The following is an 11,888-nucleotide window of genomic DNA, read 5'->3' as shown; positions in this document are numbered from 1 at the left end:
CGCGCGCCCGGGCAACCGCCCGAACGACGGGTGAAAGCGCAGCGGCGGCACGCCATACTCGTGCACTCGGACCATGCCAACCGGAGGGACCCACGTGCGCCGATACGCCTTTTTGCTCCTGCTCAGCCTGGCCGGGTGCGCCCGCGACCCGGTGAACCTGCCGCTTACGTTCGAGCGCGATGCGCCCCCGCCGAAGCTGCAATACCTGGGTGTCGGCGGTTACCTGCTGCACTGGCGTGGCGAAGGTTTGCTGTTCGCCCCCTCCTTCAGCAATCCCGCCTTCCTCGGCCTGCCGCCCCTGCGGGTGAAGGCCGACGAAGCGGCCATCGATGCGCGCATGCCGCCTGCCGATGACGTCAGCATGCTGCTGATCGGCCACGCCCATTACGACCACCTGCTCGACGTGCCACGGGTGATGCAGAAGCAGGCGCCCAATGCCATCGCCTATGGCTCGGCCACCGCCGGGCACATCCTGCGGGCAGCGCTGCCGGCGGCACGCATCGTCAATGCCGAGCCGGCCATGGCCAACATCAAGGAAGCCGGCGAGCCCGGCACGACGGCGCAGCCGGGGACGTGGTTCTACTCCAGGGACCGACGTTTCCGCGCCATGCCGATCCAGAGCATGCACGCCCCGCACTTCGCCGGGATGACCTTCCTGCGCGGCAGCTACGACCAGGACCTGACGGAGCTGCCGACAGCCGTATGGAACTGGAAGGAAGGCCAGACCCTGGCCTGGCTGGTCGACCTGCTGGATGAGACCGGCAAGCCGGTGTACCGCATCCATTACCAGGACTCGGCCAGCACGCCGCCCTACGGCTTCCCGCCGATCCTCGCCGACGGCAAGGGCATCGACGTGGAGATTCTCTGCGTCGGCTCGTGGAACCAGGTGCAGCACTACCCCGACGCGCTGCTCAAGGTCAGCCGACCGCGCCTCGTGGTGCTCGGCCACTGGGAGGATTTCTTCGGCAACGACCCCGAGCGGCCGCAGACCATCCGCCTGCTGGATGAACAGGGCATGGTCGCCCGCACCCGCGCCGCGCTGCCCCAAGGCACCCCGGTGGTGATGCCGGTGCCGCTCTCGGAAGTCGCCCTGCCGGCGGCGGACTGAGGGCGCCCCCAGCGGTGGTATCGTACGCAGCGATCCACCGCCTTCCGGACCTCTCCATGCGCCCTCTCCTCCTGCCCACTTCGCTGCCCTGGAAACGCCACGCCCTGGCCGTGCTGATGCTGCTGGCCGGGGCCGCCGCCCAGGCCGCCGAGCTGTCGCTCGGTGATGCGCGGGCGCAGCCCTCCGACTGGGATGCCACCGCTGCCGTGGTCGTCCTGGACATCACCGACACGGGCGCCCAGGGCGATCGCCTGGTGGGTGCCAGTACGCCTCGCGCCTGGCGGGTGGACCTGCAGACTACGGTGCGCATCGGCGAGGCACGGCGGGTGATGACGCTGGTGTCCTTCGGCGTGCCGCCCGGCGGCGTGCTGAAGCTGGCGCCTATGGGCAGCCACCTGACGCTGGTGGGCCTGAAGGGTGCCCTGGAGGATGGCGAGCGCTTTCCGCTGACGCTGCGCTTCGCGCGGGGTGGCGAGGTGACGATCGAAGTACGGGCCGAACGGCCCGCCACGGAGCAGGCGCGGTAGCGAGCCCGGGCGGGCTCAGTCCCGGTCCAGCAGGTGGAAGCGTGGCAACGACAGCCCCCAGCGGATCGCCGCCAGGCGCGTGCCGAGCACCACCAGCATGGCCACGCCGGTGTCGAACCAGCGCGGCAGGCCCAAATGCAGCAGGCCGATGAACACCAGGGAGCCGGCCACGCAGGCGATGGCGTAGATCTCTTTCTGGAAGATCAGCGGGATCTCGTTGCAGATCACGTCGCGCATCACGCCGCCGGCGACGCCGGTGATCACACCCATGATCACCGCGGTGCTCAGCGGCACCTGGTGCTGCAGGGCCACTTCGGTGCCGTAGACGGTGAACACCGCCAGGCCGAAGGCGTCCGCCACCAGCAGGCCGGTTTCGTTGATGGGGCGGGTCAGGCGGACCCAGAGCACCGTGCCCACGGCCGCCAGGGAGGCGACGAGGATGTAGGTGTCGTCGCGTATCCAGCTCACCGGGTGGTTGCCGAGGATGACATCGCGCAGCGTGCCGCCACCCAGCGCGGTGATGATGGCGATCACCAGCACGCCGAACAGGTCCATGGACTTGCGCCCGGCCATGAGCGCGCCGGTGATGGCGAAGACGGCGACGCCGAACAGGTCCGCCAGGTAGAAGAGCCGCTCCATCGCCCCGTCAGTTCCCGACCGGGGTGCGCAGGGTCACGAACTCCTCGGCGGCCGTCGGGTGCACGCCGATGGTCTCGTCGAAGATGCGTTTGGTGGCGCCGGCCTTGAGGGCCACGGCGAGGCCCTGGATGATCTCGCCCGCCTCGGGGCCGACCATGTGGCAGCCAAGCACGCGATCGCTCTCCGCGTCGACCACCAGCTTCACCAGGGTGCGCTCCTGGTTCTCGGTGAGGGTCAGCTTCATGGGGCGGAAGCGGCTCTCGAAGACCTTGACCTTGTGGCCGCGCGCACGGGCATCTTCCTCGCTGAGGCCGACGGTGCCGATGTTGGGCAGGCTGAAGACGGCGGTGGGGATGTGGTCGTAGTCCACCGGGCGGTACTCGGCAGGCTTGAACAGGCGACGGGCGACGGCCATGCCTTCGGCCAGCGCGACCGGGGTGAGCTGCACGCGGCCGATGACGTCGCCCAGGGCGAGGATCGAGGGCTCGGCGGTGCGGTACTCGTCGTCCACCTTGATGAAGCCGCGCTCATCCAGCTCGACGCCGGTGTTCTCCAGGCCCAGGCCATCCAGCATCGGGCGCCGACCGGTGGCGTAGAACACGCAGTCGGCTTCCAGGGTGCGGCCGTCCTTGAGGGTGGCCAGCAGGCTGCCGTCGGCTTGCTTGTCGATGCGTGCGATGTCGGCGTTGAACTGCAGGTCGAGGCCCTTGCGGGTCAGCTCGTCACGCAGGTGGGTACGCACGGCGCCATCGAAGCCGCGCAGGAACAGCTCCTGGCGGTAGAGCAGCGTGGTCTTGGCGCCCAGGCCGTGGAAGATGGAGGCGAACTCGACGGCGATGTAGCCGCCGCCGACCACCAGCACGCGCCGGGGCAGTTCTTCGAGGAAGAAGGCTTCGTTGGAGCTGATGGCGTGTTCGCGGCCGGGGAGTTCCGGGATCTGCGGCCAGCCGCCGGTGGCGACGAGGATGTGCTCGGCGCTGAAGCGCTGTTCGCCCACCTGCACGGTGTGGGCGTCCACCAGGCGCGCGTGGCCCTCCAGCAGGGTGACGCCGCTGTTGACCAAGAGGTTGCGGTAGATGCCGTTGAGGCGCTGGATCTCGCGGTTCTTGTTGGCGATCAGGGTGGCCCAGTCGAAGCCCGCCTCGCCCAGGTTCCAGCCATAGCCTTCGGCCTGCTCGAAGTCTTCGGAGAAGTGGGCGCCATAGACCAGCATCTTCTTCGGCACGCAGCCGACGTTGACGCAGGTGCCGCCCAGGTAGCGGCTTTCCGCTACCGCGACGCGGGCACCGAAACCGGCGGCGAAGCGCGAGGCACGAACGCCGGCGGAACCGGCTCCTATGACGAAGAGGTCGAAATCGTAGGCCATGGCAGGGTCTCCAGAAACAGGCGGCCAGCATACCTGAACGCACGCCGCTGACCAGTTGCCAGGCCTATGCTTGACCCAGCGAAGGAGGAATCGTCATGCGCCCTGCCCTCACCCATCTCGCCCTGCACGTTCCCGACCTGGAGCCGTGCATCCGCTTCTATGAACAGTTCTGTGGCATGCGGGTGATCCACGAGCGCGCCGGCAAGGGCTCGAGGATCGTCTGGATGGCCGAGCCTGGGCAGGAGCACCGCTTCATCTTCGTGATCATGCCGGGCGGCCGCCCGCGCGACCTGGCGCCGGACGACTACAGCCACTTCGGCTTCGCCCTGGACAGCCGCGAGGCGGTGGACGCCATCGCCGCCCGCGCCGAAACCGAGGGCTGCCTGGTCTGGGCGCCCCGGGACGAGCCCTACCCGGTGGGCTACTACTGCGGGCTGCGGGACCCGGCGGGCAACTACGTGGAGTTCAGCTACGGTCAGCCGCTGGGACCGGGCTCGGAGGAGATGGTGATTCCCTGAGCCGCGATGACATCGCCTCCCGCTGAAGCCCGGGCTACGCGTGGATGCCGGAAACGACAAGGCCGCCCGGAGGCGGCCTTGTGGGTGCGACGAGCGCGGCCTGATCAGTAGGCCTTGCCGGTCTTGTAGAGGTTTTCGAAGCAGTAGTTGGTCGCGTCGATATAGCCTTCGGCGCCACCGCAGTCGAAACGCTTGCCCTTGAACTTGTACGCCAGTACGCAACCGTCCTGGGCCTGCTTCATCAGGGCGTCGGTGATCTGGATCTCGCCACCCTTGCCCGGCTCGGTCTCTTCGATCAGCTTGAAGATGTCCGGGGTCAGGATGTAGCGGCCGATGATCGCCAGGTTGGACGGGGCGTCTTCCGGCTTGGGCTTCTCGACCATGCTGTTCACGCGGTAGATGTCGTCACGGATCATCTCGCCGGCGATCACGCCGTACTTGGAGGTTTCCTCCGGCGGCACTTCCTGGATGGCGACGATGGAGCAGCGGAACTGGTTGTACAGCTTGACCATCTGGGTCAGCACGCCGTCGCCGTCGAGGTTGAGGCAGAGGTCGTCCGCCAGGACCACGGCGAAAGGTTCGTCGCCGATCAGCGGGCGGCCGCTGAGGATGGCGTGGCCGAGGCCTTTCATTTCCACCTGGCGGGTGTAGGAGAAGCTGCACTGGTCGATCAGGCGACGGATGCCGACCAGGTATTTCTCCTTGTCGGTGCCCTTGATCTGGTGCTCCAGCTCGTAGCTGATGTCGAAGTGGTCTTCCAGGGCGCGCTTGCCGCGGCCGGTGACGATGGAGATCTCGCTGAGACCCGCATCCAGGGCCTCTTCAACGCCGTACTGGATCAGTGGCTTGTTCACCACCGGCAGCATTTCCTTGGGCATGGCCTTGGTGGCGGGCAGAAAACGGGTACCGTAACCAGCGGCCGGGAACAGGCATTTCTTGATCATGTTTAACCTTGAAAAGGTGGGGTGTTGGGCGAACTGCCGCGCAGTCTAATCAGGCCGCAGTCGCCTTACAATGCCCAGCTGCTGGGCGTCCGATGCCGCGATAAAGAAACCCCAGATCGGCCAGTTGCGCCGGGTCATAGAGATTCCTGCCATCGAAGATGACCGGCATTTTCATCAGACCGCGAATCCGCTCGAAGTTCGGCTGGCGAAACTGCTTCCATTCGGTCACCAGCACCAGGGCGTCTGCATTTTCCACGGCCTGGTACGGCGAGTCGCCCAAGTGTAGCTGGCCACTGGCGAGCTGCTCCGGGTAGCGCGCCGCCACGGCTGGCGCGGCCACCGGATCGCAGGCACGGACGCGGGCGCCGGCAGCCAGCAGCGCATCGAGCAGGACCAGGCTCGGCGCTTCGCGCAGGTCATCGGTGCCAGGCTTGAAGGCAAGCCCCCATATCGCAACGGTGCGGCCCCGCACGAAGCCGTTGAAGTGCTCGCGCACGGACTGGAACAGCAGGGTCTTCTGCAGCGCGTTGCGCGCCTCGACCGCCCGCAGGATGCCGGGCTCGATGCCCTCCTGCTCGGCACTGCGGATCAGCGCGCGCACATCCTTGGGGAAGCACGAGCCGCCATAACCGCAACCGGCATAGATGAAGTGGGTGCCGATGCGCCGGTCGCTGCCGATGCCACGGCGCACCTCCTCCACATCGACGCCCAGGCGCGCGCAGAGACCGGCCATCTCGTTCATGAAGGAGATGCGCGTGGCGAGGAAGGCATTGGCGGCGTACTTGCTGAACTCGGCGGCGCGGGTGGCCATGACCAGCACCCGGTCGTGGTTGCGCGAGAACGGCGCATAGAGGCGCCGCAACAGCTCGCCCGAGGCCGGGTCGTCACAGCCGATGATGATGCGGTCCGGGCGCATGAAGTCGTCGATCGCCGAGCCTTCCTTGAGGAACTCGGGGTTGCTCGCCACCGGAACGGTGAACGCCAGCTCGCGCCGCGCGAGCGCCATCTGGATGCGATCGGCCACCCGCTCCGCCGTGCCCACCGGCACCGTGGATTTGTTCACCACCAGGCAAGGGCGGCGCAGCGCGGCACCCAGCTGGTCGGCCACCGCCAGCACGTGGGAAAGGTCGGCGGAACCGTCCTCGCCGCTGGGGGTGCCGACGGCGATGAAGATGATCTCCGCCCGGTCGATCCCCTCCTCCAACTGCGCACTGAAGCTCAACTGGCCGCTGGCGAGGTGCATCTTCAGCATGGCTTCCAGGCCGGGCTCGTAGATGGTCGGTTCGCCACGCTGCAGGCGCGCGAGGCGCCAGGAATCACGCTCCACACAGACGACCCGGTTGCCCATTTCGGCAAAGCAGGCCGCCGCCACCAGCCCGACATAACCCGCCCCGACGACGCACAGTTGCATGGCTCACCCTCCCCGTATGGATACGGGGATTGCAGCGGACTCCGGTGGCAGAACGGTGACAGCGGGATGACCGCGCCGTGATGGCGCTCAGCGCTCGTCGGCGGGCAAGTTGAGTTCGACCTCGACCAGGGTTTCCGTGGCCTCGTGGACCACGGGCTCGCCAGCGTAGGTGCCGAGGGTTTCCCAATGCTGGTCGAGACCGGCACCGATGGCCGCCAGGTGGTCGATCATGCGCTGCCCGGCCTGTTTGATGGCCTGGTCGTCGCTGCGCATCATCTCGAACGACATCTCGGTCATCGCGGCAGTGAGGTGGGTAAGGCTGCGGGTGGTGAGACTGAGCAGGCGAACCAGTTGCTGTTCCTTGGATTCCATTCATCGACCTCTTGAACCTGACTCCTTCAGGCAGCACTGAGGCTAGCTGAAAAGTGCCGCGAGGCACGGGCGAGACGGGCCACTGCAAGAAAAATTTCAACTTTGGCACCGCCCCGGCGAAGCGGTTCACGCAGCACACAGGGAATCGGACAAGCGGAGCCGCCCCCATCCTTGGTCGGGAAAGCGCAACGGCATGGCCATGCATGGAGATAGCGGGAACTTCGAAACCGGGCGATGGGTCAGGTGATCAGGCAGCTGCAATCCACGCCAGTCACGGAGCCATGGCAACGTCCGGGGAGTGCTGCCACAACGCCTCACGACAACCCTGCAGGGAGACCCGACATGCAGCTCCTCATCAATTCGGTCGGCGAACGCTTCGTCATTGAAGGCGGCATCACTGTGGAAGTGATCAGCATCCACGGACACCAGGTGAAGTTCGGCATCATCGCGCCGAGGAATGTCGCGGTGCATCGCAAGGAAGTCTACGAGCGCATCCAGGCGGGCGTGCCACACCCCAAGAAACTCAGCGCCTGACCAGCCCGGGGCGCGCTGGAGACTCGCGCCGCCGGGCAAGGATGTCACGGGCTGATGGTGAAGGACGGCGTCGGAGACAGGAACAGCGACTGCACGATGCAGCCTCCCAGCGGCTGATAGGGCGATGCGGTGAAGGCGGTGCTCGAATTGCTCCAGGCACCGTTGAGGGTGACTGGGGATGTACTGCAAGCAGTACCTGCCAGCGAGAGCTTCACTCCCGCCAAGTAGGCACTCGTCACGCTGGTGGGCGTCCAGGACCAGGGCAGCCCGGCGGCGCTCAGGGCCGGGCACAGGCCCAATCCGGTGAACTTGGCGTTCACGATCGTCGCAATCGACGGGTTGGCGATACCGGTGAGCTCCACATTGCAGGTGATGGTGGTGCCCAGACCACTCGGCTTCAGGGCCAGCGTCCCGAAGAAGTAGAACTGCAGGTTGGCATTGATGGTCGCGGCCTGGGCGATCTGGCCAGCGAACAGCAGCAGGACAACTAGGGCATATCTGATCATTTCCTTGACTCCTCTCATCCCGGGTCTTTATCGACGCGCGCCTGGATATCGGCATCTGGAGGCTAGTTACCCGCACCTTCGGGGCCACCGACCCAAAGAAGGGGGGACAAGAGTTTGAAAATCGAACCTGTGAAGTGCATACACACTTTCGGCGCGGCCTATCCACCGCAGCGATAAGGCCTCGCTCCACAATCGCGGAAATATAAGAGAGGTGTTACTCAAGGTGCTCTGCGTGGACTGACAGCGTGACAGTCAACAGCTGCCAGAGCCTTCCGCCACAGATGACAAAAAGCCCGCCGAAGCGGGCTCATTGCGAAACAGAGGAAGTCCTTTACTGCAGCCAGGACTCCACGACCTCAGCGCCATGCTCGGCTTTCCACGCTTTCAACACGGCATGGTTGCCACCCTTGGTTTCCACACGCTCCTGGGTCTTGGGATTGATGTAAATCTTGATGGCACGCTCACGGCGTTGGCCGCGCGCCTTGACCGACGCGGGGCTGCGCGAAGCCGACGGTTCGAGGATCGCGATTATATTGCGCAGGGAGTAATCGTATTCACCGAGCAGCGCTCGCAACTTCTGCTCGAATTCGATTTCACGCTTGAGTTCTTTATCGTTCTTCAAGGCATCGAGCTGGGCAAGTTGCTCGGCGAGTTTGGCTTCGAGGGCTTTGAATTCTGCGAGTTTGGACATGTAAGGCCTTTATTTGAGTTGTTTCGATGAATCTGACCAACAGGAACCAGCGGAGTTTACGAGACACCGGATTTTATATCGCAACACCCCTGGAAGTGCCCACTCCGATTGCGAACACCAGCTCATCCCAACTCGCTGAATTGCCTACCAAAAACAACAAGGGCCTGCGTACAGGATGCACGCAAGCCCTTGATTCATATGGTGCCCGAAGCCGGGGTCGAACCGGCACGGGGTTTCCCCCGAGGGATTTTAAGTCCCTTGCGTCTACCGATTTCGCCATTCGGGCGGTAGCGCGGCGCACTGGAAAGGAAGCCCCTCCATTCGCGAGGGCAGGACTATATACACCCCCCACCGCTCGCGCAAGCTGACGAAAAAACCGAGCGCACCGAAAAAAACCACGCAGATCAGCTATCTACATTCAACCGACTGGTCGAAGCAGCGAAGATAACCAAGCGCAACTACCGACACCAGGGCGCGGTCGTGAATCCAACCACTTGATGGCGTCTTGCGGAAACGAGTCCGGAAGTTACACAACGATGCATGACAGCACCAAAGAAAAAACCCCGCAGGCGTGAACCTGCGGGGTTTTATATTGGAGGCCAGAGTCGGAATCGAACCGGCGTACACGGATTTGCAATCCGCTGCATGACCACTCTGCCATCCGGCCTCAAACGAAGACGCCGCTTTGGGCGGCGTCTATCGCGACAATCTGGAGCGGGAAACGAGACTCGAACTCGCGACCCCGACCTTGGCAAGGTCGTGCTCTACCAACTGAGCTATTCCCGCTTTGTCTTGGTGACGGGCGCCATTCTATAGATTCATTAGCGCCCGTCAACCCCTTGATTCAAAAATAGTTTATTTCTTTTTCGGCTCGGTGCTGAGATGCGGCCAGGCAGCCAACAGGTAGTGCAGCATGGACCACAGGGTCAGCCCGGCAGCGACGATCAAGAGCACGTAGCCCACCAGCACCCAGAAGGTGAAATGCGGCGGATTGGCCAGCAGGATGACCAACGCCAGCATCTGCGCGGCGGTCTTCCACTTGCCGAGGTTGGATACCGCCACATGCGCACGGGCGCCGATCTCGGCCATCCATTCCCGCAAAGCGGACACGACGATCTCGCGGCCGATGATGATTGCGGCAGGCAGGCTCAACCACAGGTTGTGGTGCTCCTCTACCAGCAGCACCAGAGCGACGGCGACCATCAACTTGTCCGCGACCGGATCGAGGAAGGCGCCGAAGGGCGTGCTCTGCTCCCAGCGGCGAGCCAGGTAGCCGTCGAACCAGTCGGTCACCGCTGCGATGGCGAATACCGCACTGGCTGCCAGATAGCTCCAGGAGAACGGCATGTAGAACAGCAGGATGAAGACGGGAATCAGCAGAACGCGCAGAACGGTGAGGAGATTTGGAATATTCATCGTGACAGCTGAACCGGAAATGAGCGGGCATTCTACTCGCTGTGCAGAGCCGCATAAATCGACTCCGCGAGCTTTTTACTGATACCAGGCGCCTTGGCGATCTCCTCGACGCTGGCACGCCCCAGTTCCTGCAGCCCACCGAAATGCTTGAGCAGGTCGCGACGGCGCTTCGGACCGACACCAGCTACCTCTTCGAGACTCGAGGTCCGTCTCGCCTTGCCACGACGAGCACGGTGGCCGGTGATGGCGAAGCGATGAGCCTCGTCGCGGATCTGCTGGATGAGGTGCAGCGCCGGTGAATCCGCAGGCAGCGTAAATTCATGGGCGGCGTCGTTCAGGTAGAGGGTTTCGAAACCGGGCTTACGGGTCACCCCCTTGGCCACGCCTAGAAGAATCAGGTCCGGCACCGCCAGCTCCTGGAGCACTTCCTGCGCCATAGCCATCTGCCCCTTGCCGCCGTCCACCAGAAGGATGTCAGGCAGCTTGCCCTCCCCGTCCTTGAGCTTGCTGAATCGCCGAGTGAGTGCCTGGTGCATGGCGGCGTAGTCATCCCCCGCCGTGACACCTTCGATGTTGTAACGGCGGTAATCCGACTTGAGAGCGCCCTCGGGGCCGAAGACCACGCAGGATGCGACTGTCGCCTCGCCACTGGAGTGGCTGATGTCGTAGCACTCCAGCCGTTGCGGTGGCTCTTCCAGCTCCAGCACTTCGGCCAGTGCCTCGAACTTGTTGGCCATGTGCTGACGATTGGCGAGGCGCGCAGCCAGGGCCAGCTCGGCATTGGTGACGGCCAATTGTTGCCAGCGCGCACGGTTGGTCCGCACCCGATGGCTGATGCTCAGCTCGCGTCCACGCAACTCGGCGATGGCCTCAATCAGCGTCGGGAAGTCTTCGTGGGCGGTGTTGACGATCAGTTCCTGAGGCAGATCGCGCTCCAGATTGCCGAGGTAGTACTGCGCGACGAAGGCAGCCAGCACGTCACCCACCTCCTCTTCTATCGCCACCTGAGGGAAGAAGTTCTTGCTGCCGAGCACCCGCCCGCCCCGCACGCTGATCATGTGCACGCAGGCGCCGCCCGGGTTGACGATGGCAGCGACCACATCGACATCGCCGGTGCCGCCCTCGATGCTTTGCTGGTCCTGTACGCGACGCAGTATCGCGACCTGATCACGCAGTTCGGCGGCACGCTCGAACTCCAGGCGCATGGAAGCCTGCTCCATGCTGGCAGACAGCTCCGCCGCCAATGCATTGCTGCGTCCCTCGAGGAACATCACCGAGTGGCGAACGTCCTCGGCGTACTCGGCAGGCTCCACGAGCTCCACGCAAGGGCCCTTGCAGCGCTTGATCTGGTACTGCAGACAAGGACGGGTACGGTTACGGAAATAGCTGTCCTCGCACTGGCGCACCAGGAACGCCTTCTGCAGCAACGCAAGACTCTCGCGGATCGCCCCCGCACTAGGATAGGGGCCGAAATAGCGCCCCTTCTGCTTCTTCGCACCGCGGTGAATGCTCAGGCGCGGATAGGGGCCATCCGAGAGATGCACGTAGGGGTAGGATTTGTCATCACGCAGGAGGATGTTGTAAGGCGGTCGCCACTCCTTGATCAGGGTCTGCTCGAGCAGCAGCGCCTCGGTCTCGTTGGCGGTGACGGTAGTCTCGATCTGCGCGATCTTTGCAACCAGGGCGGCAGTCTTGGGCGCCAACCCGGTCTTGCGGAAGTAGCTGGCGAGGCGCTTCTTGAGGTTCTTTGCCTTGCCGACATAGAGCAGCTTGCCGCCCTCGTCGAACATCCGGTAAACACCCGGACGCCCACTGCAGGCGGCAAGGAAATCACTTGCGTCGAAAATGTCGGACAT

The 11,888-nt window shown here is 64.4% G+C and carries 13 protein-coding genes and 3 tRNA genes; 4 read left to right on the top strand and 12 right to left on the bottom strand.

The features are described 5' to 3' along the window. Positions 1 to 94: 94 nt before the first annotated feature. A complete protein-coding gene (locus ACYJSS_RS01525) occupies positions 95 to 1,108 on the top strand; it encodes an MBL fold metallo-hydrolase (protein ID WP_236205244.1) in 1,014 nt (337 codons plus the stop codon). 56 nt (positions 1,109 to 1,164) lie between these two features. After that, entirely contained in the window at positions 1,165 to 1,635 is a 471-nt protein-coding gene (locus ACYJSS_RS01520; protein WP_111259922.1) for a copper chaperone PCu(A)C, read from the top strand. 15 nt (positions 1,636 to 1,650) lie between these two features. Here ACYJSS_RS01520 and ACYJSS_RS01515 read toward each other — a convergent pair whose 3' ends face one another. Then, positions 1,651 to 2,274 carry a trimeric intracellular cation channel family protein gene (locus ACYJSS_RS01515; protein ID WP_111259921.1) on the bottom strand — a complete coding sequence of 208 codons (624 nt, stop codon included), beginning with the start codon at positions 2,272 to 2,274 and terminating at the stop codon, positions 1,651 to 1,653. A 7-nt stretch (positions 2,275 to 2,281) separates the two neighbouring features. Continuing rightward, entirely contained in the window at positions 2,282 to 3,640 is a 1,359-nt protein-coding gene (gene gorA / locus ACYJSS_RS01510) for a glutathione-disulfide reductase (RefSeq protein ID WP_111259920.1), read from the bottom strand. A gap of 95 nt (positions 3,641 to 3,735) precedes the next feature. Here gorA and ACYJSS_RS01505 point away from each other — a divergent pair, with 95 nt between their 5' ends. Next, positions 3,736 to 4,158, top strand: coding sequence for a VOC family protein (locus tag ACYJSS_RS01505; RefSeq protein ID WP_111259919.1), 423 nt, complete (start codon positions 3,736 to 3,738; stop codon positions 4,156 to 4,158). Positions 4,159 to 4,262: 104 nt separating this feature from the next. Here the strand turns inward: ACYJSS_RS01505 and galU are convergent, their stop codons facing one another. The 3 genes from galU to ACYJSS_RS01490 all read right to left on the bottom strand — a co-directional run bounded on the left by galU (position 4,263) and on the right by ACYJSS_RS01490 (position 6,885). Further along, a complete protein-coding gene (gene galU, locus ACYJSS_RS01500) occupies positions 4,263 to 5,102 on the bottom strand; it encodes a UTP--glucose-1-phosphate uridylyltransferase GalU (protein ID WP_074972625.1) in 840 nt (279 codons plus the stop codon). Positions 5,103 to 5,151: 49 nt separating this feature from the next. Beyond that, on the bottom strand, positions 5,152 to 6,513 hold the full coding sequence (locus ACYJSS_RS01495) for a UDP-glucose dehydrogenase family protein (RefSeq protein ID WP_236205243.1): 1,362 nt from the start codon (positions 6,511 to 6,513) through the stop codon (positions 5,152 to 5,154). A gap of 87 nt (positions 6,514 to 6,600) precedes the next feature. Then, positions 6,601 to 6,885 (bottom strand): hypothetical protein, encoded by a 285-nt coding sequence (locus ACYJSS_RS01490; RefSeq protein ID WP_111259917.1) that lies wholly within the window; start codon positions 6,883 to 6,885, stop codon positions 6,601 to 6,603. A gap of 342 nt (positions 6,886 to 7,227) precedes the next feature. Between ACYJSS_RS01490 and ACYJSS_RS01485 the strand changes: the two genes are divergently transcribed. Continuing rightward, positions 7,228 to 7,419, top strand: coding sequence for a carbon storage regulator (locus ACYJSS_RS01485; RefSeq protein ID WP_111259916.1), 192 nt, complete (start codon positions 7,228 to 7,230; stop codon positions 7,417 to 7,419). Between the two features lie 44 nt (positions 7,420 to 7,463). Here the strand turns inward: ACYJSS_RS01485 and ACYJSS_RS01480 are convergent, their stop codons facing one another. The 7 genes from ACYJSS_RS01480 to uvrC form a co-directional block, all read right to left on the bottom strand. Further along, positions 7,464 to 7,925, bottom strand: a complete 462-nt coding sequence (locus tag ACYJSS_RS01480) for a hypothetical protein (RefSeq protein ID WP_111259915.1) — start codon at positions 7,923 to 7,925, stop codon at positions 7,464 to 7,466. A 331-nt stretch (positions 7,926 to 8,256) separates the two neighbouring features. Then, entirely contained in the window at positions 8,257 to 8,616 is a 360-nt protein-coding gene (locus tag ACYJSS_RS01475; protein ID WP_111259914.1) for a histone-like nucleoid-structuring protein, MvaT/MvaU family, read from the bottom strand. Between the two features lie 199 nt (positions 8,617 to 8,815). Beyond that, positions 8,816 to 8,902, bottom strand: a tRNA-Leu gene (locus tag ACYJSS_RS01470). 307 nt (positions 8,903 to 9,209) lie between these two features. Beyond that, positions 9,210 to 9,283, bottom strand: a tRNA-Cys gene (locus tag ACYJSS_RS01465). A 43-nt stretch (positions 9,284 to 9,326) separates the two neighbouring features. After that, a tRNA-Gly gene (locus tag ACYJSS_RS01460) sits at positions 9,327 to 9,402 on the bottom strand. Positions 9,403 to 9,471: 69 nt separating this feature from the next. Then, on the bottom strand, positions 9,472 to 10,032 hold the full coding sequence (pgsA, locus tag ACYJSS_RS01455; protein ID WP_111259913.1) for a CDP-diacylglycerol--glycerol-3-phosphate 3-phosphatidyltransferase: 561 nt from the start codon (positions 10,030 to 10,032) through the stop codon (positions 9,472 to 9,474). Positions 10,033 to 10,064: 32 nt separating this feature from the next. Then, complete coding sequence (gene uvrC / locus ACYJSS_RS01450) at positions 10,065 to 11,888, bottom strand: excinuclease ABC subunit UvrC (RefSeq protein WP_111259912.1); 1,824 nt, start codon at positions 11,886 to 11,888, stop codon at positions 10,065 to 10,067.

This window comes from Pseudomonas sp. No.21, assembly GCF_054558415.1.
This window is presented reverse-complemented; position numbering and strand designations above follow the sequence as displayed.